Below are 24090 nucleotides of genomic sequence, written 5' to 3' on the forward strand. Positions count from 1 at the left end.
TATCCTTAAGCGGCCATTTTCTGCGGGTTGGCCGCGCGCCACATTTCGCCCAATGCGCGGCGGTAATCGGTCGGCATGACCTTGACGAACTTGCCGCGCGCGGCTTCCCAGTTGCCCAGGATGTCCCGCGCCTGGAAGCTGCCGGTGTAGCGGAAGTGGTCTTCGATCAGGCGGCGCAGGATGGCTTCGTCGGTTTCCCGTTCGCCACCGCGCTGCGCGCTGTGCCAGACGTCGATGTTGTTCAGGCTTTGCTGCTCGGCGTGCGGCAGCACGGATTCCAGTTCCACCATGGACAGGTTGCAGCGGTTGCGGAAGCTGCCGTCCGGATCCCAGACGTAGGCCACGCCGCCCGACATGCCGGCGGCGAAGTTGCGCCCGGTGCCGCCCAGTACGACCACCGTGCCGCCCGTCATGTATTCGCAGCCATGGTCGCCCGTGCCTTCCACCACCGTGGCCGCGCCCGAGTTGCGTACCGCGAAGCGTTCGCCGGCGACGCCGTTGAAGTAAGCCTCGCCCGCCAGCGCGCCGTACATGACGGTGTTGCCGGCGATGATGTGATCCGGACCGAAGCCGCGGAAGTCGTTGGGCGAGCGCACCACGATGCGGCCGCCGGACAAGCCCTTGCCGACGTAGTCGTTGGCTTCGCCGACCAGGTCCAGGGTGATGCCGTGCGCCAGGAAGGCGCCGAAGCTCTGGCCGGCCGTGCCGTTGCACTGGATGTGGATGGTGTCGTCGGGCAGGCCTTCGTGACCGTAGCGCGTCGCCACCGCGCCGGACAGCATGGCGCCGATGGTGCGGTTGCGGTTGCGCACCGGTACGATGAACGACACCTTTTCGCCACGCTCCAGCGCCGGCTTGCTGCGTTCGATCAGTTGATGATCCAGCGCGCCGGCAAGGCCGTGGTCCTGCGTTTCGGTCTGGCGCACCGGGCCATCGGACGGCGCCTGGTAGAACACGCGGGTGAAGTCCAGGCCGCTGGCCTTCCAGTGTTCGATGCCGACACGGGTGTCCAGCAGGTCGCTGCGGCCGATCAGTTCGTCGAACTTGCGGATACCCAGCTGCGCCATGATTTCGCGCACTTCCTCGGCGACGAAGAAGAAGTAATTGACGACGTGCTCGGGCTTGCCCTGGAACTTCTTGCGCAGCACCGGATCCTGCGTGGCCACGCCCACCGGGCAGGTGTTCAGGTGGCACTTGCGCATCATGATGCAGCCCTCCACGACCAGCGGCGCGGTGGCGAAGCCGAATTCGTCGGCGCCCAGCAGCGCGCCGATCACGACGTCGCGGCCGGTCTTCATCTGGCCGTCGGCCTGCACGCGGATGCGGCTGCGCAGGCGGTTCAGCACCAGGGTCTGCTGGGTTTCGGCCAGGCCGAGTTCCCACGGCGTGCCGACCTGCTTGATCGACGATACCGGCGAAGCCCCCGTGCCGCCGTCATGGCCGGCGATCACGACGTGATCGGCCTTGGCCTTGGCGACGCCCGCGGCGACCGTGCCCACGCCGACTTCGGACACCAGCTTGACCGAGATCGACGAACGCGAGTTGACGTTCTTCAGGTCGTGGATCAGTTGCGCCAGGTCTTCGATGGAATAGATGTCGTGGTGCGGCGGCGGCGAGATCAGGCCCACGCCGGGCACCGAATAACGCAGCTTGGCGATGTATTCGGACACCTTGTGGCCGGGCAGCTGGCCGCCTTCGCCGGGCTTGGCGCCCTGCGCCATCTTGATCTGGATCTGGTCGGCGCTGCTCAGGTATTCGGCGCTGACGCCGAAGCGGCCCGAGGCCACCTGCTTGATCTTCGAGCGCAGCGAATCGCCGGCCTTCAGCGCCACGTCGGCTTCGACGCGGTCGCCGCCCAGCACGGATGCCAGCGTGTCGCCGTCCTTGACGCCGCTCTTGCCGTCGCGCAGTTCGGCGCGGTAGCGCAGTTCGTCCTCGCCGCCTTCGCCGGTGTTGGATTTGCCGCCGATGCGGTTCATGGCCACGGCCAGCACCGAGTGCGCTTCGGTGGAAATCGAACCCAGGGACATCGCGCCGGTGGCGAAGCGTTTGACGATGTCCTTGGCGGATTCGACCTCTTCCAGCGGAATCGCGCGCGTCGGATCGAAGCGGAACTCGAACAGGCCGCGCAGCGTCATGTGGCGGCGGCTCTGGTCGTTGATGATCTGCGCGTATTCCTTGTAGGTGCGGTAGTTGTTGGCGCGCGTGGCATGCTGCAGCTTGGCGATGGAGTCCGGCGTCCACATGTGTTCTTCACCGCGCACGCGATAGGCGTATTCGCCGCCCGCGTCCAGGTCGCCGGCCAGTACCGGATCCTGGCTGAAGGCCGCGCGATGCAGGCGCAGGGCTTCTTCCGCCACTTCGAAGATGCCGATGCCTTCCACCGTGCTGGCCGTGCCGGTGAAGTACTTCTCCACCAGCGTGCTCTGCAGGCCGACGGCTTCGAAGATCTGCGCGCCGGTGTAGGACATGTAGGTCGAGATGCCCATCTTGGACATGACCTTGTTCAGGCCCTTGCCGATGGCCTTGATGTAGTTCTTGACCGCCTTTTCCGGGTCGGCCATCTTTTCCAGCGATTCCAGCGCCAGGTAGGGATGGATGGCTTCGGCGCCGTACCCGCCCAGCAGGGCGAAATGGTGCACTTCGCGCGCGGAGCCGGTCTCGACGACCAGGCCGGTATTGGTGCGCAGGCCGGCGCGGATCAGGTGCTGGTGGATGGCGGACGTGGCCAGCAGCGCCGGAATGGCGACGCGCTCGCCGTCCACGCGGCGGTCCGACACGATCAGGATATTGAAGCCGCTGCGCACCGCGTCGACGGCGCGCGCGCACAGGGCCGCCACGCGGGCCTCGATGCCTTCGCGACCCCAGGCAGCGGGATAGGTGATGTCCAGTTCCAGGCTGCGGAACTTGAGGCCCGTCACCTGTTCAATGTCGCGGATCTGCGCCATGGCGGCGAAATCCAGCACCGGTTGCGCGACTTCCAGGCGCAAGGGCGGATTGACGTTGTTGATGTCCAGCAGATTGGGCTTGGGTCCGATGAAGGACACGAGCGACATCACCAGTTGTTCGCGGATCGGGTCGATCGGCGGGTTGGTGACCTGCGCGAACAGCTGGCGGAAGTAGTTGTAGAACGGCTTGGGTCGGTTCGACAGCACGGCCAGCGGCGCGTCGTTGCCCATGGAGCCGATGGCTTCCTCGCCGGTGGTGGCCATGGGCTCCAGGATGAACTTGTAGTCTTCCTGGGTCCAGCCGAAGGCCTGCTGGCGGTCCAGCAGCGACGCGGCGGGCGTCGGCAGGTCGGCGGGCTGCTTGGGCGCGGGCAGCGTTTCCAGCTTGACGCGCAGGCGCTCGATCCACTGGCGATAGGGACGCGAGTTGGCCAGTTGCGACTTGATCTCGACGTCGTCGATGATGCGGCCCTGTTCCAGGTCGATCAGGAACATCTTGCCCGGTTGCAGGCGCCATTTCTTGACGATGCGGTTTTCCGGGATGGGCAGGGTGCCGGCTTCCGACGCCATGATGACCATGTCGTCGTCGGTGACCAGGTAGCGCGCCGGACGCAGGCCGTTGCGGTCCAGCGTGGCACCGATCTGGCGGCCATCGGTGAACGCCACGGCGGCCGGGCCGTCCCACGGCTCCATCATGGCGGCGTGGTATTCATAGAAAGCACGGCGGCTTTCGTCCATCTGCGTGTGCTGTTCCCAGGCTTCCGGGATCATCATCATCATCGCGTGGGCCAGGGAATAGCCGGAATTCACCAGCAGTTCCAGGCAGTTGTCGAAGGTCGCGGTATCCGACTGGCCTTCGTACACGATGGGGTAGAGCTTGGGCAGGTCGTCGCCCAGCACGGCCGACTGCATCATGCCTTCGCGCGCGCGCAGCCAGTTGAAGTTGCCCTTGACCGTATTGATTTCGCCGTTGTGCGCGATCATGCGGTACGGGTGGGCCAGCGGCCAGGCCGGGAAGGTGTTGGTGGAGAAACGCTGGTGCACCAGGGCCAGGGCCGAGATCGTGCGCGTATCCGCCAGGTCGCGGTAATAGCGGCCGACCTGGTCGGCCAGCAGCAGGCCCTTGTAGACCACGGTGCGCACCGAGGCCGACGGCACGAAGTATTCCTTGCCATGCGCCAGGCGCATGTTCTGGATGGCGTGGCTGGCGGTCTTGCGGATGACGTACAGCTTGCGCTCGAGCGCGTCGGGCACCATCACGTCGGCGCCACGGCCGATGAACAGCTGGCGGATCACCGGTTCCAGTTCGCGCACGGCGGGCGACATGGGCATGTCGACGTCCACCGGCACGTCGCGCCAGCCCAGCACGACCTGGCCTTCGGCGCGGACCGCGCGCTCCAGTTCCTGCTCACAGGCGAGGCGGGAGGCGGTTTCCTTGGGCAGGAACACCATGGCGACGCCGTACTCGCCGGGCGGCGGCAGGGTCACGCCGGCCTGGGCCAGCTCTTCGCGATACAGGGCGTCCGGGATCTGGATGAGGATGCCGGCGCCGTCGCCCATCAGCTTGTCCGCGCCGACCGCGCCGCGGTGATCCAGGTTTTCCAGGATCTTCAGGCCTTGCTGGATGATGGCGTGGCTTTTCCGGCCCTTGATGTGGGCGACGAAGCCCACGCCGCAGGCGTCATGTTCGTTGCGCGGGTCGTAGAGACCCTGGGCGGCCGGCAAGCCGATGCGCGTGGCATCGATGGGACGCGCCGGCGCGGGGCGACAGGCGTCGGAAGGGGTCGGTACGGTCATGGTGCGCTCCAGGACGGGGGGCGGCTGAAAGAAAGGGGTCGCCACAATTTGTTGCGGCGCAAACCGCGACGATACTAGGGAAGAGGTTTGCGTCGCAAGCAGAACAAAAGGGGTTTGTCCCTAATTTATAGCAGACTTCATGCACCTTCATGTAAAACGGTGACGCATTAAAAACCGCCGGACGACCGCGATATCCGACGTCCCCCACCCTGCATTCAGGGTTCGGACGATTCGGCCTCGGCCGCCGGGGTCACCGGCTTCTTGCGAGGCCGCCCCCGCTGTCCCGGGGTGACCCGGCGGCTGGCGGTGTGGGCCAACATGGCGATGAACTCGCTGCCGCCCAGCGCCCATTGCCCCTGCACGGCCTGGTCGATGCGCTGGATCTGGTCGCGCGTCAGGCCTTCCTGCAGGCGCTTGCGGTAATTGGCCTGCCGGTCGAAGGGCGTATTGCCGCAGGACCAGTAATCGGCATGATCCGACATCCAGGCCGCCTGGGGCTGGCCCGAGCCGGTGTGCCCGGCCGCCGACGACCATGGCCACAGTTCGGGATCATGCGTGGCCCCGCTGCGCACAGGATAGGTTTCCAGCCATACCAGGGCGGGCAGGACCCAGGCCCCGGGCTCCACCAGCGCGGAGCGGTAGCGGCCCGCGAAGACGCGGCCGCCGCGCAGCCGGGCCGCCAGGTTGCGTCCCAGCGTCTGCATCAGCCGCGGCAGGCCTTCCCCATCCACGGGGGTGGCCAGCAACAGGATGCGATCCGTTGCCAGTACCCATCCGTGCAGCGCCACGCGATTGCGGGTCGCGGTTTCCCCCAGCCAGGCAGCCACCTGGTTCAGCGTATCGGCCGGCGCGGGTTGCGAAGGCGCCGCCAGGGGATTGATGAAGTTGGCCTGCACGAGTTGCGGCAGTCCGGGAGCGTACAGTCGGGGCAGGCGAGCCATAGGGATGTCAGGACCGAGACATGCAAGGGACGGGGCGTCCGCGCAGGAAAATAAATGGTACCGCGTAAACGCCCCCATGCAACAGTAAGGTTACCCCGGTAACCCGCCGCGTTAACATTCCGCATCCACCCTGTTCAGCCTGGAGCCACCTATGAAGACCAAAGCCGCCATCGCCTGGAAAGCCGGCGCCCCCCTGACCATCGAGGACGTCGACCTGGAAGGCCCCAAGGCGGGCGAGGTTCTGGTCGAGATCAAGGCCACGGGCATCTGCCATACCGATTACTACACCCTGTCCGGCGCCGATCCGGAAGGCCTGTTCCCCGCCATTCTCGGCCACGAGGGCGCGGGCGTGGTGCTGGAAACCGGCCCTGGCGTGACCAGCCTGAAGGCGGGCGACCACGTGATTCCCCTGTACACGCCGGAATGCCGGCAGTGCAAGTTCTGCCTGTCCCGCAAGACCAATCTGTGCCAGGCCATCCGGGCCACCCAGGGCAAGGGCCTGATGCCGGACGGCACGTCGCGCTTTTCGCTGGGCGGCAAGTCCATCCATCACTATATGGGCACGTCGACCTTCGCCAACCACATCGTGGTGCCGGAGATCGCGCTCGCCAAGATCCGTGACGACGCACCCTTCGACAAGGTCTGCTATATCGGCTGCGGCGTCACCACCGGCGTGGGCGCCGTGGTCTACACCGCCAAGGTGGAAGCCGGCGCGAACGTCGTGGTCTTCGGCCTGGGCGGGATCGGCCTGAACGTCATCCAGGGCGCGAAGATGGTGGGCGCGGACAAGATCATCGGTGTCGACCTCAACCCCCGCCGCGAAGCGCTGGCGCGCAAGTTCGGCATGACGCACTTCGTCAACCCGTCCGAAGTCGAAAACGTCGTCGATCACCTGATCCAGCTGACCGACGGTGGCGCCGACTATTCCTTCGAGTGCGTGGGCAACACCAAGCTGATGCGCCAGGCGCTGGAGTGCTGCCACAAGGGTTGGGGCAAATCCATCATCATCGGCGTCGCGGCGGCGGGCGAGGAAATCGCCACCCGGCCGTTCCAGCTGGTCACGGGCCGCGAATGGAAGGGCTCCGCCTTCGGCGGTGCCCGCGGCCGCACCGACGTGCCCAAGATCGTCGACTGGTACATGGAAGGCAAGCTCAATATCGACGACCTGATCACCCATACCCTGCCGCTGGACAAGATCAACGACGGCTTCGACCTGATGAAGCGCGGCGAGTCCATCCGCTCCGTGGTGCTCTACTGATGGCCGAACTCGAGCTCCTGACCCAGCAGCGCTGTTTCGACGGCTGGCAGCGCGTCTACCGGCACGCGTCCACCGCCATCGGCCTGCCGATGCGCTTTTCCGTCTACGCGCCGCCGCAGGCGGAACGCGGTCCGGTGCCCGCCCTGTTCTTCCTGGCCGGGCTGGAGTGCAACGAAGAAACCTTCATGGTCAAGGCGGGCGCCCAGCGCTGGGCCGCGCGGCACGGCGTCATGCTGATCGCGCCGGACACCAGCCCGCGCGGCGCCGGCGTGCCTGGCGAAGACCAGGATTGGGACCTGGGCACCGGCGCGGGCTTCTACCTGGACGCCACCCAGGCGCCCTGGCGCGAACGCTATCGGATGGAAAGCTACGTTACCCAGGAGCTTTATGGCCTGGCGACCGGGCAGCTCGGCGCGGCGCCCGGGCGCATCGGGATCTTCGGCCACTCCATGGGCGGCCATGGGGCGCTGGTGCTGGCCTTGCGCCATCCCGGCTTGTTCCGCTCGGTGTCGGCCTTCGCTCCCATCGCCGCGCCCAGCCGCTGTCCGTGGGGCGAGAAGGCGTTCTCCAATTATCTGGGGACAGATAAATCGGAATGGGCCCGCCACGACGCGACGGCGCTCATGGCGACGCTGCGCACGCCTTATCCCGGCGGCATCCTGGTCGACCAGGGCCTGGCCGACCGCTTCCTGGCGCAGCAGCTGTATCCGGAGGCCTTCGAAGCGGCTTGCGTCCAGGCTGCCCAGCCGCTGCGGCTGCGCCGCCACGAGCACTACGACCACGGGTATTACTTCATCCAGAGCTTCATGGAAGACCACATCCGCTTCCATGCCGAGCAATTCGAGCTATCGGCCGAAGGGGCTTGACGCCTTCTATATACTGGAACTGTGTCCGAGTTTCCCCGAGGATCGTTTTGATCGAAGGCGTCGCCCCGTCCGTCTGGATCGCCGTGGTCACCATCGCCGCGTTGCTGCTCGGCTTTGGCTTGTTCCTGGGCAAGGGCGGCCCGCGCGACGCGCGCGGCAGGCGCCAATTCCGGCTGAGGCCGGTGCGGCGGGTATTCGGCCTGCTATTGCTGGCCCTGGCCTGCGTGTCGGGGATATTGGCGGCCACGCTCTACCAGTTCCTGCGCCTGACGTCCGACGAGCCGGTGGCGGTGTTGACGCTGCGCGAACAGGCGCCGCGCCAGTTCGTGGCGACCGCGGAACTGCAGGGCAAGGCCGCCGAGGACTTCGTTTTGCGCGGCGATGAGTGGCAGATTGACGCGCGCATGGTGCGCTGGCGGCTGCCGGCCCTGCTGGCGGGCGTCCCGCCGCTGTACCGGCTGGAGCGCCTGTCGGGCCGCTATGCCGATCCGGCGGCGGAACAGTCCGAGCCGCGCACGGTTTATGCGCTCGGTCCCGCGGGCACGCCGGATCTGGCCAGGCTGAAGCAGCGGTTTCCGGACTGGCTGCCTTTCGTGGACGTGCAGTACGGCAGCGCTGCCTATATGCCCATGTTCGATGGCGCCCGCTTTCGGGTTTTCGTCGATCCCCGGGGCGCGCTGTTCATCCGTCCCGACAATCCTGCCACCGCGGATGCGCTGAAGCAGCGCGGGTGGTGATTGGATCGCCCGCGACGGGCGGGGTGTCCATGGACAAGGAATGACTGAACTTCCCAGGCCGTTGAAGGTCGAATTAGCACTCTCCTTTTCAGAGTGCTAAGATCACCCGATGCGTTCTACCCATAGCCGTTTCCTGGAGCAAAACACCATGAAACAACAGAATTCCTCGTTGGCCGTACCCGCCAACGCGCTTACGCTGGCCATCGCCAATCCGGGCGCGCTGGGGACGATCGACGCATATATCTCCGCCGTGAACCGCCTGCCGGTGCTGACGGCGGATCAGGAAAGCGCGCTCGGCCGTCGCCTGCGCGACGCCGGCGATCTGGATGCCGCGCGCGAGCTGGTGCTGTCGCACCTGCGCCTGGTCGTGTCCATCGCGCGCCAGTACCTGGGATACGGTCTGCCGCATGCGGACCTGATCCAGGAAGGCAACGTCGGACTGATGAAGGCCGTCAAGCGTTTCGATCCCGAGCGCGGGGTCCGGCTGGTTTCGTTCGCCGTGCACTGGATCAAGGCGGAAATCCATGAGTACATCGTGCGCAACTGGCGCCTGGTGAAGGTCGCCACCACCAAGGCGCAGCGCAAGCTGTTCTTCAATCTGCGCAGCATGCGTCCGGACGGCAAGACGCTGGATACGGAGCGGGTGGACGAAATCGCCCGCCAGCTCAACGTCCGGCCGGAAGACGTCAGCGAGATGGAAGTCCGCCTGTCCGGCCGCGACATGGCCCTGGAAGCCCAGGACGACGACGATGAAAGCTTCGCGCCCATCGCCTACCTGTCCGACGAAGGCCGCCAGGAACCGACGCGCGTGCTGGAGCGCAAGGCTCACGACGAGCTTCAGAGCACGGGCCTGCATGACGCGCTGGAAGCACTGGACCCCCGCTCCCGCCACATCGTGCAGGCGCGCTGGCTGCAGGATGACGGTGGCGCCACGCTGCACGAGCTGGCGCAGGAATACGGCATCTCCGCCGAGCGTGTCCGCCAGATCGAGGCCGCCGCGCTGAAGAAGATGCGCGGCAGCCTGCAGCCGGCCTGATTGATGCCCGAAACGGTGGCGCGCTGGCGACAGCGCGCCATTCTTTTATGCTTGGGCAGTTACTTTTAGATGCATGTCGCCGCGGGAAATCCCGAATGCGGGCGAAACTTTCTCATGTCGCCCCAGCCTAACCCCATGTAGACCACCTGCCTGGAGCCTTCCAGGCCTGTAGTCTTCTCACCTGTCTCGGCTTCTCCTCTTTCCCCTCCCCTATGAGACAGGTGTTTAGCGGGGCACCCCACGTGGTGCCCCGTTTTTTATTTGGTCTCGCGTCAGGCGCCGCCCGCGATGCCGGCTGGGGCGGCGGCCACGTCGGGGGCCGCCTCGCAGGGCATCGGCATGGGCGCTTCCTCGGGCTCGTTCCATTCCTGCAGGAGCGCGCGCCACAGTGCGGCGTCCAGCCGCCGCACGCCGGTCGCGATCGAGCCGTCGGGATACAGCTTCATCCACCGATAGCCGGCCGGCTGCGGATCCAGCCTGTGCCGGCCATCGCGGATGGTGAACTGGAAGCAGGTGGACGGCGTCGCCAGCATCCGCACGTTGCCGCGCCGGCGATCGAAGTCCTGGTGGACGTGCCCCCATAGCAGGATGCGGGCATTGCCCCAGCGCGTCAGGTGGCGGAACAGCTCGGCGGCGTTGTCCAGCATCATGGCATCGCGCCAGTCGGCGCTGATCTGCACCGCATTGTGATGCATGGCGACCAGCGCCGGGCGTCCCTGCGCCGTGCCCAGCGCGTGGTCTAGCAGCTCGAACTGATCCCTTTCGAGATGGCCGGCGTTGGAACCGGCGACATGCGAGTCCAGCGTGACGATGCGCCAGGGGCCGATGTCGGTGACCGGTTCGGTCCAGGCGCCCAATGCGCGCTTGAGCGCGGCCGGCGCGTCATGGTTGCCCGGCAGGCAGCGCACGGGCACGCCCAGCGGGGCGACCGCTTCGGCGAAACGGTGATAGGACATGTCGCTGCCGTCCTGCGACAGGTCGCCTGTCGCCAGCAGCAGGTCGGCGTCGCCGTGGTCGCGGCGGATGGCCGACACCACCGCCCGCAGGCTGGCGTCGGTGTTGACGCCCAGCATGACCGCGGGCGCGGCATAGAGATGGGGATCGGTGAGCTGCACCACCAGGGCGGGCGCGCCATCGGCGCGTTCCCCGTCGGCGGCCCTGGCGGTTTTCGGGGCTTTTGCGGCGCGCGCCGGCGACGCGGCGGAAAGCTTGGGAATAGTGTGCAACGGCGGCTCCGAGGTATGCGCATCCATATCGTGCCGGGCGCGGCAGTCGGCGTGCTGACGGCGGATGCGCGCCGCGACGGTGCGGACCTTCCCACGTTATCGAAAATACGCGACGCCGGGCATCCACCAAATCGTGCGGGCCGTAACGAAACGTGCGGCCGGATAAAACCAGCTATCCTTTCCGGTTCAAGACACACTCGCCCGGGGATAAAAATTAGATGGATGTAGGTCTGCTGGTTTTCGGCCTGGCCGCGCTGTTGACGCTGGTCTGTTTCATGCCACCGCTGGCCGGGCGGCTCAAGCTGCCTTACTCGGTGCTGCTGGCTATCGTCGGTTGCCTGCTCGGTATCGTCATCCACATCCATGGCTGGGCGCCGCCGGTATTGGCCGGCATGCTCGATTCCCTGGAAAAGTTCGAGATTTCCTCGGAAACTTTCCTTACCGTTTTCCTTCCTGTGCTGCTGTTCGAAACGGCGCTATCGATGAACGTCAGGCGCCTGATGGACGATATCGGGCCCATCCTGATGATGGCCATCGTCGCTGTCTTCCTGTCGACGATCGTGGTCGGCTTCACGCTGAACAGCCTGTCTTCGTATGGCCTGGTGGTGTGCCTGCTGCTGGGCGCCATCGTCGCGACCACGGATCCGGCCGCGGTCGTCGGCATCTTTCGCGAGGTGGGCGCGCCCAAGCGCCTGACCACCCTGGTGGAAGGCGAGAGCCTTTTCAACGACGCGGCGTCCATCGCGTTGTACGCCGTGCTGGTCGGGGTGCTGGCCGGCCATAGCGAGATGTCGGCGGGGCGGGTCCTGGTGGACTTCGTCATCAGCTTCCTGGGCGGCGGCCTGGCCGGCTACGCCATGGGACGGGTCGCCTGCATGCTGTTCGCCGCGCTGCGCGGTTTCCCCACGGCGGAAATCACCCTGACGCTGACGCTGGCCTACCTGACCTTCTTCGTCTCCGACCATTACCTGCACGTGTCCGGCGTGGTCGCCACCGTGATCGCCGGCCTGGTCGTCGGATCGACAGGCCGCACGCGCATGGCGCCGACCACCTTCGAACACCTGACCAGCGCCTGGGAACAGTTCGGCTTCTGGGCCAATTCGCTGATCTTCCTGTTCGCCGCCATGCTGATCCCCCGCCTGATGGCCGATGCCACGCTGGGGGATGTCGCCTTGATCCTGGTGCTGTTCGTCACGGCGCTGGGCGCCCGGGCGGTCGCGGTATTCGGCCTGCTGCCCCTGTTGCGCCTGACGCGCTTTGGCACGCGCGTGAATCGCGCCTACAAGACGGTGATGCTGTGGGGCGGCCTGCGCGGCGCGGTATCGCTGGCGCTGGCCCTGGCGGTGACCGAACGCAGCGACGTGCCCTACGATGCACGCCAGTTCGTGGCGGTGGCCACGACGGGTTTCGTGCTGATGACCTTGTTCATCAACGGCATCAGCCTGCGGCCGTTGATACGCATGCTGCGCCTGAACGAGCTGTCGCGCCACGAGGCGACGCTGCGCGACCAGGCGCTGGCCGTCGCGCTGGGCGACCTGCAGGAAAAAACCGACGAGGTCGCCACCACGGAACATATCGGGCCGGAGGTGCGCGAGCGCATCCACGCGGTGTTCGACCAAACACTGGAACATCTCAAGGGTGCCGAAGTCCGCCACATGACCGTGGCGGAGCGCGTGGACATCGGTCTGGCGACGATCGCCAGGCGCGAAGAGGAAATGTTCTTCGACATCCTGAAGGCGCAGATCGTCGATTGGCGCATGGCGGAGTCGCTGCTGGCGCGGGCCGAACGACTGGAAGACGCCGTGCGCGCCGGTGGTCTCAGCGGTTTCGAGAACGCCATCGCCGCCGACGTCCGCTATTCCCGCTCGTTCCGCGCAGCGTTGCGCCTGCATTATCTGTTCGGCTTCCAGCGCTGGCTGGCGAACGAGCTGGCGCAGCGGTTCGCGGCCCTCATGTGCAAGCGTTCCGTGGCGCAGCGGGTGATCCTGTTCGCCGGCCAGCAGTTGAAGGTGATGCTGGGCGAGGAAGCCACCCAGCGCATCGTCGTCGCGCACCAGCGGCGCCTGGACGCCATCGAAAACGCGCTGCAGGCGCTCAACCTGCAATATCCGTCCTATGCCTTGTGGCTGCAGGAAAGCTATCTCGGCAGGGTCGCGCGCCAGCTGGAACGCATGCGCTATCGCGACATGCTGGATCAGTTCCTGATCAGCGGCGAAGTCTATGCCGACCTGACGCGCCAGCTGGAACAGCGCTGGGCGCACATCGACAAGCATCCTCCGCTGGATATCGAATTGAGCGCCGCGGAACTGATCAAGCGGGTCCCCCTTTTCGAAAACCTGAGCGCGGATTCGCTGCGGGCGATCTCGCGGCTGCTGCGGCCGCGCCTGGCGCTGCCGGACCAGCACGTGCTGAAGGACCGCGCCGGCGAGGAAATGTGCTTCGTGGCCTCGGGCGCGGTGGCGGTGCATCTGCCGGACAACACGACGATCGAGCTGGGCAGCGGCGAGTTCTTCGGAGAACTGGCCCTGCTGGGCGAACAGGCCCTGGTGCCCGACGTGACCTCGCTGGGCTACAGCAAGCTGCTGATGATGTCGGCCCGGGATTTCCGCGCCCTGCTCGCGCACGACGCGGATCTGCGCGAGCGCATCGAAAAAGTGGCCAGGCAGCGCCTGCGTGCAATCGAGGTGTGGAAGCAGTTTTCCGCCACGCCGCCGCCGACCGCAACCTGAGCGCTGAGCCCTGGGCCGGGGTCCGAGCCCTGCCCAGGTCCAGGCCCTGGCCTGCCGGCCGCCTAGGTGGTTTCGCGCCGCACCAGGCGGAAGCCCAGATCCAGATGCCGCTGTGGGTTGGGCTTGCCTTCCAGCGCGTTCATCAGCAGGGTCGCCGCCGAACGGCCGATCTCATAGCGCGGCGTGGCGATCGTGGAAAGCGGTGGCGTGGTCCAGGCGGTGCCGGTCAGGTCGTGGAAGCCGATCAACCCCATGCGCCCCGGCACATCGATGCCCTGACGGCCGCATTGGAACACCGCCCCCTGCGCCAGGTCGTCGTTGCAGAAGAATATCCCGTCGCATTCCGGGTGTTCGCGCAGCATGGTTTCCAGCAGCTCGGCGCCCAGCGCCAATGAGGACTTGCTGGGCGTCATGATTTCCATCGCGGGATCGTAGAGGCCGGCATCGCGCAGCGCCTGCCGGCATCCTTCGCAGCGGCGCAGCGAGCGCGGATCGAGCTGCGCGCCGATGATTCCGATATGACGGTAGCCGCGCTCCACCAGGTGCCGTCCCGCCGCATATCCCGAATCGAACTGCGAAAACCCCACGCTGAGCCCGCGTTCGCCCTCCAGGGTCTCGATCGTGTGGACGGTGGGGATCTTCAGGGAGTCCAGCAGTTTCCACACCCCGGGCTTATGGTCGACCCCGGTCAGGATCAGGCCGTCGGGCGAATGCTGCAGATAGGTGCGCAGCAGCGTTTCTTCCGCTTCGGCCGAATAGCCGGTCAGGCCGATATGCATATGGTGGGCATGCGCGTCCAGGACTTCCTTGATGCCCACCAGGATGTCGACGAACACCACATTGCTCAGGGAAGGGATCAACACCACGACCGTGCGCGACCGCGCCGACGCCAGCGCGCTGGCGGCATGGTTGGGCACGTAGCCCAGCCGGTCGCAGGCCTCCTGGATCCGGGCGCGCAGCGCCGGCTGCACCTTGTCCGGCGTGCGCAGGGCGCGCGACACGGTGATCGCGCTGACGCCCGCGACGCGCGCGACGTCCGCCATGGTGACGCCGTGCTGGCGCGAGCTGCGGGACTTGCGGACCGTCATGGCTGGGCTGTCGCAAAAAGTCCGTAGTCTGACCCAAAGGCTGGCTCGGTACAAACCCGGACAGGGGTGGCAAAGGGTTGGCAGGCTGCTCATGATAGCGCTAACATTCACGTCCGCATCGATAGCAACGCCAAAAAATTCCAGGAGACAACGATGCAGACCGCCCCTCCGGCGGGGCGGGCGCGCAGCCCGCTCAACCGAGCCCTCGACCTCGTATTCCGCATCCAGCGCGCCCTCATGGTGGCGTGCCTGGTCGTCATGGTGGTGCTGCTGTTCGGCAACGTCGCCCTGCGCTACCTGTTCAATTCCGGCATCAACGTCTCCGACGAGTTGTCGCGCCTGGCCTTCGTCTGGCTGATCTTCATCGGCTCGGTGCTGGCGATGCGCGAACACACGCATATGGGCGTGACCATGCTGGTGGAACGCTTCGGCCGCGTCGCGCGCCGCGCCACCCACCTGTTCTGCCAGGTCCTGGTGCTGGCGGTGCTGTGCATGTTGATCAAGGGCAGCTGGGACCAGACCCTGATCGGCATGGCGACGCGGCTGCCCGTCACCGGCCTGCCGGCCGGCATTTTCAATGTGGCCTGCCTCTATGCGGCGGTCGCCATGGCCTTGCTGACGCTGGCCGACATCGTCCTGACGCTGGGCGGCGCCGAACCGGGGCTGGACGCCAGCGCCGTCGATCCGCTCAGCTGAGACATCCCGCCATGATACTTACCGTATTCCTGATCGTGCTGCTGGGCCTGCTCGCGCTGGGCATGCCTATCGCGTTCGCGCTGTTGATCAGTGCGGTGCCGATGATGTTCCAGCTGGATTTCGTCGATCCGCAGATCCTGGCGCAGAACATGCTCGGGGGCGCCAACAGCTTCACGCTGATGGCCGTGCCGCTGTTCATGCTGGCCGGCGAACTCATGAACGAAGGCGGCATATCGCGCCGTATCGTGAACCTGGCCACCATGTTCGTCGGGCATATCCGAGGCGGCCTGGGCTACGTCGCCATCTTCGCCAGCGTGCTGCTGGCGGCCTTGTCCGGATCGGCGGTGGCGGACGCCGCCGCGCTGGGTTCGCTGCTGATTCCCATGCTGCGGGAAAAGGGCTACGAAGCCGGCGATGCCGCGGGTCTGATTTCAGCGGGTGGCATCATCGCCCCGATCATCCCGCCGTCGATCTCCTTCATCATCTATGGCGTGGCGACCAATGTGTCGATCACCAAGCTGTTCTTCGCCGGCATCGCGCCCGGACTGTTGATGGCGCTGACGCTGGTGGCGGTGTGGTCCTGGACGGCGCGCCGCAGCGGCGCCAGGGTGCAGCCGACGCCGCGCCAGCCCTGGCGCGCACGCATGCGCGCGCTGCGCGAATCGATATGGGCGCTGTTCCTGCCCGTGATCATCATCGGCGGCCTGCGCGGCGGCATCTTCACACCCACCGAGGCGGCGGTGGTGGCGGCCGTCTACGCGTTGTTGATCAGCCTGTTCGTGTACCGCGAAATCCGCTTCAAGGATCTGGGTCCGCTGTTCGTGCGCGCCGCCAGCACCACCGCCATCGTCATGTTCCTGGTGGCCGCGGCAATGGTGTCCTCCTACATGATCACCCTGGCCGACATGCCGCAGGACCTGGTCGGGCTGCTGGAACCCCTGCTCGACCATCCCAAGTGGCTGATGTTCGCGATGCTCATAGTGCTGACGCTGGTCGGCACCGCGATGGACCTGACGCCCACCATCCTGATACTGGCCCCGGTGCTGATGCCCGTCATCACCAAGGCCGGCATCGATCCTGTCTATTTCGGCGTGATGTTCGTCATGGTCGGCTGCGTCGGCCTGTTGACCCCGCCGGTCGGCACTGTCCTGAACGTCGTGGCCGGCGTCGCCCGCATCCGCATGGAAACGATCATCCGTGGCGCATGGCGCTACGTGGTCGCCTATACCTTGCTGCTTCTGTTGATGGTGATCTTTCCGGAACTGATCACCGTGCCAGCGAAGTGGATTCATTAGAGGCCCGCCAATGCCGACGGGCCCGCAACCAGGAAGTGACAACCCTCGGGAGACAACCATGTTCACCACCATGAAAAAACTGGCCGTCGCGCTGGCCGCCGTCTCGCTGTGCGGCGCCGCGGGCGTCGCCCAGGCGCAGGAAGTGAAGACGCGCATCATCCGTTTCGGCTACGGCCTGAACGAGGAGAGCGTGCAGGGCCGCGCGGCGCGCTACCTGGCCGAGGAACTGGGCAAAATCAGCGGTGGCAAGCTGAAGATGCGCACCTACGGTTCGGCCAACCTGGGTTCGGACGAACAGATGCAGGCCGCGCTGGTGGGCGGCGCGCAGGAGATGATGGTCGGGTCGACCGCGCCGCTGGCCACCATGGTCAAGGAGTTCGGCGTCTACGACCTGCCCTTCCTGTTCAACGACGAAAAGGAGGCGGACGCGGTACTGGACGGCCCCTTCGGCGAAAAACTGCTGAAGATGCTGGACGCCAAGGGCCTGGTCGGCCTGGTGTACTGGGAAAACGGCTTCCGCAACGTGACGAACTCCAAGCATCCCATCGCCAAGGCGGAGGATATGCAGGGGATCAAGCTGCGCGTGATGCAGAACCAGATCGCGCTGGGCGTGTTCGGCGCGCTGGGCGCCAATGCGGTGCCCATGCCGTTCTCCGAGTTGTTCACCGCGCTGGAAACGAAAACCGTGGACGGGCAGGAAAACCCGGTCACCACCATCCAGAGCAGCAAGTTCTACGAGGTGCAGCCCTACCTAAGCATGACGCGGCACGTCTATACGCCGTGGGTGCTGATGGCATCCAAGAAGTGGTGGGACACGCTGTCGCCGGACGAGCAGAAGCTGATCCGCCAGGCTGCGGCGTCATCGCGCGACTTCGAACGCAAGGACAGCCGCGCCGATTCGAACAAGGCGATGACCGTGCTGAAGGACTCCGGCATGAAGATCAATACCGTTTCGCCGCAAGAACTGCAGCGGCTGCGTGAGAAAGCCCAGCCGGTGGTCGACAAGTACACCCAGGACCTGGGGCCCGATCTGGTCAAGCAGCTGCAGGACGAGATCAACAAGGTCCGCAAGGGCTGAAGCCTGGAGACAGGCCGGGTTCCATCCCCGGACCCGGCCGCCAGCATTACCGCCACGAGAAACATCATGTCCGACGCCCCCCGCCGCCTGCGCAGCCAGAAATGGTTCGACGATCCCACCCACGCCGACATGACGGCGATCTATGTGGAGCGTTACCTGAACTACGGGCTGACGCGCGCTGAACTGCAGTCCGGCCGTCCCATCATCGGTATCGCGCAGACCGGCAACGATCTGGCACCCTGCAACCGGCACCACCTGGAACTGTCACAGCGCACCAAGGCGGCGATCCGGGATGCCGGCGGCATTCCCATGGAGTTTCCCGTGCATCCACTGGCCGAGCAGGGCCGACGTCCGACGGCCGCGCTGGACCGCAACCTGGCCTATCTGGGCCTGGTGGAAATCCTGCACGGATATCCGCTGGATGGCGTGGTGCTGACCACGGGCTGCGACAAGACCACGCCGGCCTGCCTGATGGCCGCGGCGACGGTGGATATCCCCGCCATCGTGCTGTCCGGCGGCCCCATGCTCGATGGCTGGCACGAAGGCAAGCGCGTGGGCTCGGGCACCGTGATCTGGCATGCCCGCAACCTGATGGCCGCCGGCAAGATCGATTACGAAGGCTTCATGGCGCTGGCGACGGCCTCGTCGCCGTCGGTGGGCCACTGCAATACCATGGGTACCGCCCTGTCCATGAATTCGCTGGCCGAAGCCCTGGGCATGTCGCTGCCGACCTGCGCCAGCATCCCGGCGCCGTACCGGGAGCGTGGCCAGATGGCCTATGCCACCGGATTGCGCATCGTCGACATGGTGCGCGAAGACCTGCGGCCGTCGCGCATCCTGACCCGGCAGGCCTTCGAGAACGCCATCGTGGTGGCGTCCGCGCTGGGCGCATCGAGCAACTGCCCGCCGCACCTGATCGCCATCGCGCGCCATATGGGCGTCGAGCTGTCGCTGGACGATTGGCAGCGCCTGGGCGAAGACGTGCCGTTGCTGGTCAATTGCGTGCCGGCCGGAGAATATCTGGGCGAGAACTTCCATCGCGCGGGCGGCGTGCCGGCCGTGCAGCATGAACTGCTGGCGGCGGGCCGGCTGCATGGTGACTGCCTGACGGTTTCCGGCAAGACGGTGGCCCAGATCGCCGGCGCGGCCGCCACTGGCGATCGCGACGTCATCCGCGGCTGCGACGCGCCGCTCAAGCAGCGCGCGGGTTTCATCGTGCTGTCGGGCAATTTCTTCGACAGCGCCATCATGAAGATGTCGGTGGTCGGCGAGGACTTCCGCAAGGCCTACCTGTCCAAGCCCGGCGACGAAAACGCCTTCGAAACGCGCGCCATCGTCTTCGACGGTCCCGAGGATTACCACGCGCGCATCGACGATCCGGACCTGAAGATCGACGAGCACTGCATGCTGGTCATACGCGGGGCCGGCCCGATCGGCTATCCCGGCGGCGCGGAGGTCGTGAACATGGCGCCGCCCGCCAGCCTGATCCAGCAAGGTATCGAATCGCTGCCTTGCATGGGGGACGGCCGCCAGAGCGGTACGTCGGCCAGCCCGTCCATCCTGAACATGTCGCCCGAGGCCGCGGCCGGCGGCGGCCTGGCGCTGCTGCGCACTGGCGACCGCATCCGCGTCGACCTGAATGCCCGCACCGTCACCCTGCAGGTCGATGCCGCCGAACTGGAAGCGCGCCGCGCCGAGGAACCGGCCTTCCGGATCCCGCCGGCGCAGACGCCCTGGCAGGAGATCTTCCGCGGCATGACCGGGCAGTTGTCCACCGGCATGTGCCTGGAACCCGCTACCCTGTACCTGAAGGTGGTGGAGCAACGCGGCGATCCCCGCCATTCACACTAGGCATGGTTAGTGGGCCGGCGGACGCCGTGGCCGCGGGCATGGCCGGCATCCCGCCCCCCGGGTGGCTATCCCGCGCCTACGCGGCGGCCTGCCGGGCGATGTCGTCCACCACCACCAGGGCCGCTTCCAGGGTGAATTCGCCGTGGGCGGCCATGTCGAGCGCCTGCGCCGGCGTCACCGTGGCGAACTCCATGACTTCGCCGTCGCGGTTGGCCGGCGTGACGCCCGCGTCCAGGACACAGCGGCTGACCAGCAGTTCTTCCACTTGATACCCTTCCGGCAGGCGCCGATGCATGCGCAGGACGCTGCGCAGCGGCTCGCGGCCGCGAACCTCGTGCGGCGCCAGGCCGGCTTCTTCATGGCATTCGCGGATCAACGCGACATCGAGCGATTCGCCGCTGGCCACGAGGCCGCCGACCAGCGTGTCCCACATGCCGGGATCGGTGGCCTTGTTCAAGGCGCGGCGCGCGACCCAGAGCCTGCCGTCCGGCGTCCACGCATTCAGGTGCACGGCCTGCGTCAGTATGCCCAGGGGGCGTACCGCCGCGCGTTCGATGGCGCCCAGCCGCCGCCCTTCGACGTCGTGGACGTCCAGCAATTCGTCACGCCAGCCCCGCAGGCAATCAGCTTCGCGCAAGGTGCGCGCGACCTTGGCCAGCAGCGCGTCCAGGTCCGGGCCGCCCGCCATGCCGTCGGCCAGCCGCAGGCTGTCGGTATCGGCGCTGACGCCCGCCAGTCCGCGCAAGGCGTCGCAGGCCGCCAGGGTGGCATGGCCGCAGCGGCGACCGGCGATATACAGGACGCGCGACGACGGCGGCATGGGCTCCTGGGCGCGCGCGCGCAAGGCGGCGTACAGGTCGTCGGACGGCGATGGGCAAGGCGATGGCAGGGGGCTGTGCTGCATGGCGGGATTTTAGGGGCTTATTGGATCGCCCGGGTGGTTGCGGCCGGGGGTGCGGCCGAGGTCTCGGCCGAAGTCGCCGGGTGGGTCGCGGGCGCGCTGGGCAGGGCGCTTGCGCCGGCGCCGCGCGGCGCGCCGGAAAGCCGTTGCGCCATGTTCCGCCGGCCCGGTCCATACCAGGGGAGGCGGCCTCCGCTATAATCCGGCGGTTTCTTTGTGATTCGAGCAGAACCGATGTGCGTTGGCAGTGGTTTTATGCCCGTCTCGTAATCTGCCGTCCAACAATCGCGCGTTTCCGTGTAGGTATCGGCAGCACCCTGCCACATCGGCACGGCCCTGACGCGTCATGATAGAGGGTCAGCATGAAGAAGTGGAGAGGGATACTGGGTGCGTGCGCAATGCTGGCAAGCGGCATTGCCTGTGCTCAGGTCAAGGACATGCCTGGAGGCCCCAAGGTCGACCAGCTGAACCTGCACGAAGGCGTTACGCAGATCGCCCATGACGTGATGTGGCTGCACTGGATGATGCTCAGCATCTGCCTGGTGATCTTCCTCGGCGTCTTTGGCGTGATGTTCTATTCGATCTGGGCGCACCGCAAATCGCGCGGGCATCAGCCGGCCACTTTCCACGAGCACGTCGGCGTGGAAGTTGCCTGGACGGTCATCCCATTCTTCATCGTTATCGCCATGGCCCTGCCGGCCACCAAAGCGGTGGTCGCCATGAAGGACACTTCCAGTCCCGACCTGACCGTCAAGGTCACCGGGTACCAGTGGAAGTGGGGCTACGAATACATCGACGGTCCCGCCAGCGGCGTCAAGTTCCTGTCCACGCTCTCCACGCCGCGCGCGCAGATCGAAGGCAGGGAGCCCAAGGGCGAGTTCTACCTGATGGAAGTCGACAACCCGCTGGTCGTGCCTGTGGACCAGAAGGTGCGCATCGTGCTGACCGCCGGGGACGTCATCCATTCCTGGATGGTGCCGGATTTCGGCATCAAGCAGGACGCCATTCCGGGCTTCCTGCGCGATACCTGGTTCCGCGCCGAAAAGGTCGGCACCTACCGCGGCCAATGCGCGGAACTGTGCGGCAAGGACCACGCTTTCATGCCCATCGTGGTGGAAGTGAAGTCCAAGGATGACTACGCCAAGTGGGCGGACGAGCAGAAAAAGAAGCTCGCCTCGGCCGCCGACGACCCCAACAAGCAATGGACCGAAGCCGACCTGCTCGCACGCGGTGAAAAGGTCTACGGCGCCAACTGCGTGGTCTGCCACCAGGCCACCGGCAAGGGCGTACCGGGTTCCTTCCCGGCCCTGGACGGCGACAAGATCGTGCTGGGTCCGCAGGCGGAACAGATCAAGACCGTGCTGCACGGCCGCCCCGGCACGCCCATGCCGGCCTTCATGAACCAGCTCAACGACGTGGAAGTCGCCGCGGTCATCACCTACACCCGCCACGCCTGGAGCAACGCGGGCAAAGGCCAGGATCCGACCGTCCAGCCGTCCACCGTCAAGTCGTCGCCGCACTAGTGCGCCGCGTCCGGCCCCGGCCGGACCGCGTACGTTCGTCAGATACCGAATACCTCAGCCCGGCCTTGAAACGGCCGGGCAACATGCAGGAAGGAGTTGAGACTATGAGCAGCGTCACTGTAGACCACGTCGAGCCGGGCCATGGCCACGGCCACGGTCACGATGACCACCATCACGCCATCCCCACGGGATGGCGGCGCTGGCTGTTCGCCACCAACCACAAGGATATCGGGACGATGTATCTCATCTTCTCGTTCCTGATGTTGCTGGAAGGCGGCACGCTGGCCCTGCTGCTGCGCACGGAGCTGTTCGAGCCGGGCCTGCAGTTCTTCCGTCCCGAGCTGTTCAACCAGTTCACCACCATGCACGGCCTGGTCATGGTGTTCGGCGCGATCATGCCGGCCTTCGTGGGTTTCGCGAACTGGATGATCCCGATGCAGATCGGCGCGTCGGACATGGCGTTCGCCCGCATGAACAACTTCAGCTTCTGGATCCTGCCCATGGCGGCGATCCTGCTGACGGCGTCGTTCTTCGTGCCGGGCGGCGCCACCGCGGCCGGCTGGACGCTGTATGCGCCGCTGTCGCTGCAGATGGGTCCGGGCATGGACCTGGCCATCTTCGCCATGCACATCATGGGTGCGTCGTCCATCATGGGTGCGATCAACGTTATCGTGACCATCCTGAACATGCGCGCCCCCGGCATGACGCTGATGAAGATGCCGCTGTTCTGCTGGACCTGGCTGATCACCGCCTTCCTGCTGATCGCCGTGATGCCGGTGCTGGCCGCCGCCATCACCATGGTGCTGACGGACCGCCACTTCGGCACGGACTTCTTCAACGCGGCCGCCGGTGGCGACCCGGTGCTGTACCAGCACGTGTTCTGGTTCTTCGGGCACCCCGAGGTCTACATCATGATCCTGCCCGCCTTCGGCATCGTGTCCGCCGTCGTGCCGGCCTTCGCCCGCAAGCCGCTGTTCGGCTACGCCTCCATGGTGTATGCCACGGCGGCCATCGCGGTGCTGTCCTTCATCGTGTGGGCACACCATATGTTCACCACCGGGATGCCGGTCACGGGGCAGCTGTACTTCATGTACGCGACCATGCTGATCTCCATTCCCACCGGGGTGAAGGTGTTCAACTGGGTGGCCACGATGTGGCGCGGTTCGATGACCTTCGAAACGCCCATGCTGTTCGCCATCGGCTTCATTTTCGTGTTCACCATGGGCGGCTTCACCGGCCTGATCCTTTCGGTGGCGCCCATCGACATCCAGGTGCACGACACCTACTACGTGGTGGCGCACTTCCATTACGTGCTGGTGGCTGGCTCGCTGTTCGGGCTGTTCTCGGGCGCCTACTACTGGGTGCCGAAGTGGAGCGGCCGCATGTACAGCGAAAAGCTGGGCAAGCTGCACTTCTGGTCGTCGCTGATTTCCTTCAACGTGACCTTCTTCCCCATGCACTTCCTGGGGCTGGCCGGCATGCCGCGCCGCTATGCGGACTACGCGGCGCAGTTCACGACCTTCCACCAGATCGCCACCATCGGCGCGTTCTGGTTCGGCCTGTCGCAGCTGATCTTCCTGTACGCCATGCTCCGCTGCTATATGGGCAAGGGCGAACCGGCGCCGGCCAAGCCGTGGGACGGCGCCGAAGGCCTGGAATGGACGGTGCCTTCGCCGGCGCCCTTCCATACCTTCGAAACGCCGCCCGAAGTGAAATAAGCGCAACCCGCCCGCCGACAGGACCCGCCATGACGCCCGAACAACGCCGCCGCAACCGCATCGCCGGACTGGTGCTGCTGGTTTTCGTGGTGGCGATCTTCGCCTGGGCCATCTTCAAGGGCGGCCATCTGTTCGCCGGCGGCGTGGCATAAGGACGCAACCATGGCCAACACGCCGGACACCCCGCGACCCAGGTCCAGCTTTCTGCAGACGCTGAAAGCCGTAGCCTGGGGCATGCTGGGTATCCGCAAGGGTTCCGGCTACCAGGAAGACGCCCGGCTGAACCCGGTCCACCTGATCATCGCGGGCGTGCTGGCCGGCGTGATCTTCGTGGTGGTCCTGGTTTCCATCGTGCGCTGGGTCGTGGCCAGCCATGGCTGACTAAACATACTATTCGACGTA

At 66.2% G+C, this 24090-nt stretch carries 18 protein-coding genes; 13 read left to right on the top strand and 5 right to left on the bottom strand.

The features are described from left to right. Positions 1-5: 5 nt before the first annotated feature. Positions 6-4745, bottom strand: a complete 4740-nt coding sequence (locus CAL12_RS00920; protein ID WP_086062759.1) for a glutamate synthase-related protein — start codon at positions 4743-4745, stop codon at positions 6-8. A 215-nt stretch (positions 4746-4960) separates the two neighbouring features. Continuing rightward, on the bottom strand, positions 4961-5686 hold the full coding sequence (locus CAL12_RS00925) for a hypothetical protein (RefSeq protein ID WP_086062760.1): 726 nt from the start codon (positions 5684-5686) through the stop codon (positions 4961-4963). A gap of 151 nt (positions 5687-5837) precedes the next feature. Here CAL12_RS00925 and CAL12_RS00930 point away from each other — a divergent pair, with 151 nt between their 5' ends. From CAL12_RS00930 to rpoH, 4 genes are all read left to right on the top strand, one after another. Beyond that, positions 5838-6944 (top strand): S-(hydroxymethyl)glutathione dehydrogenase/class III alcohol dehydrogenase, encoded by a 1107-nt coding sequence (locus CAL12_RS00930; protein ID WP_086062761.1) that lies wholly within the window; start codon positions 5838-5840, stop codon positions 6942-6944. Beyond that, positions 6944-7810: an S-formylglutathione hydrolase gene (gene fghA, locus CAL12_RS00935; RefSeq protein ID WP_086062762.1), complete on the top strand. Its 867-nt coding sequence runs from the start codon at positions 6944-6946 to the stop codon at positions 7808-7810. The genes CAL12_RS00930 and fghA overlap by 1 nt, the downstream gene beginning before the upstream one ends. 47 nt (positions 7811-7857) lie before the next feature. Then, positions 7858-8547, top strand: a complete 690-nt coding sequence (locus CAL12_RS00940) for a hypothetical protein (RefSeq protein WP_086062763.1) — start codon at positions 7858-7860, stop codon at positions 8545-8547. A gap of 148 nt (positions 8548-8695) precedes the next feature. After that, positions 8696-9583, top strand: a complete 888-nt coding sequence (gene rpoH, locus CAL12_RS00945) for an RNA polymerase sigma factor RpoH (protein ID WP_086062764.1) — start codon at positions 8696-8698, stop codon at positions 9581-9583. A 272-nt stretch (positions 9584-9855) separates the two neighbouring features. On the opposite strand, the gene CAL12_RS00950 is transcribed toward rpoH, so the two are convergent. Continuing rightward, the gene (locus CAL12_RS00950; RefSeq protein WP_232464806.1) at positions 9856-10704 is read right to left on the bottom strand and encodes a phosphodiesterase; all 849 of its coding nucleotides are present in this window, start codon (positions 10702-10704) and stop codon (positions 9856-9858) included. A 323-nt stretch (positions 10705-11027) separates the two neighbouring features. Between CAL12_RS00950 and CAL12_RS00955 the strand changes: the two genes are divergently transcribed. Further along, positions 11028-13538, top strand: coding sequence for a cation:proton antiporter (locus CAL12_RS00955; protein WP_086062766.1), 2511 nt, complete (start codon positions 11028-11030; stop codon positions 13536-13538). A 62-nt stretch (positions 13539-13600) separates the two neighbouring features. On the opposite strand, the gene CAL12_RS00960 is transcribed toward CAL12_RS00955, so the two are convergent. Continuing rightward, on the bottom strand, positions 13601-14626 hold the full coding sequence (locus CAL12_RS00960) for a LacI family DNA-binding transcriptional regulator (protein WP_086062767.1): 1026 nt from the start codon (positions 14624-14626) through the stop codon (positions 13601-13603). Between the two features lie 153 nt (positions 14627-14779). On the opposite strand from CAL12_RS00960, the gene CAL12_RS00965 reads away from it, so the two are divergent. The 4 genes from CAL12_RS00965 to CAL12_RS00980 all read left to right on the top strand — a co-directional run bounded on the left by CAL12_RS00965 (position 14780) and on the right by CAL12_RS00980 (position 19546). Beyond that, positions 14780-15322 carry a TRAP transporter small permease gene (locus tag CAL12_RS00965; protein ID WP_232464661.1) on the top strand — a complete coding sequence of 181 codons (543 nt, stop codon included), beginning with the start codon at positions 14780-14782 and terminating at the stop codon, positions 15320-15322. Positions 15323-15333: 11 nt separating this feature from the next. Then, a complete protein-coding gene (locus tag CAL12_RS00970) occupies positions 15334-16617 on the top strand; it encodes a TRAP transporter large permease (protein WP_086062768.1) in 1284 nt (427 codons plus the stop codon). 58 nt (positions 16618-16675) lie between these two features. Next, positions 16676-17695, top strand: coding sequence for a TRAP transporter substrate-binding protein (locus CAL12_RS00975; protein ID WP_086062769.1), 1020 nt, complete (start codon positions 16676-16678; stop codon positions 17693-17695). Between the two features lie 66 nt (positions 17696-17761). Then, positions 17762-19546: an IlvD/Edd family dehydratase gene (locus tag CAL12_RS00980; protein ID WP_086062770.1), complete on the top strand. Its 1785-nt coding sequence runs from the start codon at positions 17762-17764 to the stop codon at positions 19544-19546. 76 nt (positions 19547-19622) lie between these two features. On the opposite strand, the gene CAL12_RS00985 is transcribed toward CAL12_RS00980, so the two are convergent. After that, positions 19623-20450, bottom strand: a complete 828-nt coding sequence (locus CAL12_RS00985; RefSeq protein WP_086062771.1) for an NUDIX domain-containing protein — start codon at positions 20448-20450, stop codon at positions 19623-19625. Between the two features lie 359 nt (positions 20451-20809). Here CAL12_RS00985 and coxB point away from each other — a divergent pair, with 359 nt between their 5' ends. The 4 genes from coxB (at position 20810) to CAL12_RS01000 (ending at position 24069) form a co-directional block, all read left to right on the top strand. After that, positions 20810-21970, top strand: a complete 1161-nt coding sequence (coxB, locus tag CAL12_RS00990) for a cytochrome c oxidase subunit II (protein ID WP_086062772.1) — start codon at positions 20810-20812, stop codon at positions 21968-21970. A 104-nt stretch (positions 21971-22074) separates the two neighbouring features. After that, positions 22075-23688 carry a cytochrome c oxidase subunit I gene (ctaD, locus tag CAL12_RS00995; protein ID WP_086062773.1) on the top strand — a complete coding sequence of 538 codons (1614 nt, stop codon included), beginning with the start codon at positions 22075-22077 and terminating at the stop codon, positions 23686-23688. A gap of 29 nt (positions 23689-23717) precedes the next feature. After that, positions 23718-23840 carry a cytochrome oxidase small assembly protein gene (locus tag CAL12_RS28365; protein WP_232464662.1) on the top strand — a complete coding sequence of 41 codons (123 nt, stop codon included), beginning with the start codon at positions 23718-23720 and terminating at the stop codon, positions 23838-23840. Between the two features lie 10 nt (positions 23841-23850). After that, a complete protein-coding gene (locus tag CAL12_RS01000) occupies positions 23851-24069 on the top strand; it encodes a DUF2970 domain-containing protein (RefSeq protein WP_086062774.1) in 219 nt (72 codons plus the stop codon). Positions 24070-24090: the final 21 nt, after the last annotated feature.

The sequence above is a fragment of the Bordetella genomosp. 8 genome, assembly GCF_002119685.1.
In the GTDB taxonomy this organism is placed as follows: Bacteria; Pseudomonadota; Gammaproteobacteria; order Burkholderiales; family Burkholderiaceae_B; genus Bordetella_C.

Bases quoted from the DNA above. Each gene is read 5' to 3' on its own strand.
- CAL12_RS00980 (WP_086062770.1), top strand. From the start codon at position 17,762: ATGTCCGACGCCCCCCGCCGCCTGCGCAGCCAGAAATGGTTCGACGAT.
- CAL12_RS00925 (WP_086062760.1), bottom strand. From the start codon at position 5,686: ATGGCTCGCCTGCCCCGACTGTACGCTCCCGGACTGCCGCAACTCGTG.
- CAL12_RS28365 (WP_232464662.1), top strand. From the start codon at position 23,718: ATGACGCCCGAACAACGCCGCCGCAACCGCATCGCCGGACTGGTGCTG.
- CAL12_RS01000 (WP_086062774.1), top strand. From the start codon at position 23,851: ATGGCCAACACGCCGGACACCCCGCGACCCAGGTCCAGCTTTCTGCAG.
- CAL12_RS00985 (WP_086062771.1), bottom strand. From the start codon at position 20,450: ATGCAGCACAGCCCCCTGCCATCGCCTTGCCCATCGCCGTCCGACGAC.
- CAL12_RS00920 (WP_086062759.1), bottom strand. From the start codon at position 4,745: ATGACCGTACCGACCCCTTCCGACGCCTGTCGCCCCGCGCCGGCGCGT.
- CAL12_RS00975 (WP_086062769.1), top strand. From the start codon at position 16,676: ATGTTCACCACCATGAAAAAACTGGCCGTCGCGCTGGCCGCCGTCTCG.
- fghA (WP_086062762.1), top strand. From the start codon at position 6,944: ATGGCCGAACTCGAGCTCCTGACCCAGCAGCGCTGTTTCGACGGCTGG.
- coxB (WP_086062772.1), top strand. From the start codon at position 20,810: ATGAAGAAGTGGAGAGGGATACTGGGTGCGTGCGCAATGCTGGCAAGC.
- CAL12_RS00960 (WP_086062767.1), bottom strand. From the start codon at position 14,626: ATGACGGTCCGCAAGTCCCGCAGCTCGCGCCAGCACGGCGTCACCATG.
- ctaD (WP_086062773.1), top strand. From the start codon at position 22,075: ATGAGCAGCGTCACTGTAGACCACGTCGAGCCGGGCCATGGCCACGGC.
- CAL12_RS00955 (WP_086062766.1), top strand. From the start codon at position 11,028: ATGGATGTAGGTCTGCTGGTTTTCGGCCTGGCCGCGCTGTTGACGCTG.
- CAL12_RS00970 (WP_086062768.1), top strand. From the start codon at position 15,334: ATGATACTTACCGTATTCCTGATCGTGCTGCTGGGCCTGCTCGCGCTG.
- CAL12_RS00930 (WP_086062761.1), top strand. From the start codon at position 5,838: ATGAAGACCAAAGCCGCCATCGCCTGGAAAGCCGGCGCCCCCCTGACC.
- rpoH (WP_086062764.1), top strand. From the start codon at position 8,696: ATGAAACAACAGAATTCCTCGTTGGCCGTACCCGCCAACGCGCTTACG.
- CAL12_RS00965 (WP_232464661.1), top strand. From the start codon at position 14,780: ATGCAGACCGCCCCTCCGGCGGGGCGGGCGCGCAGCCCGCTCAACCGA.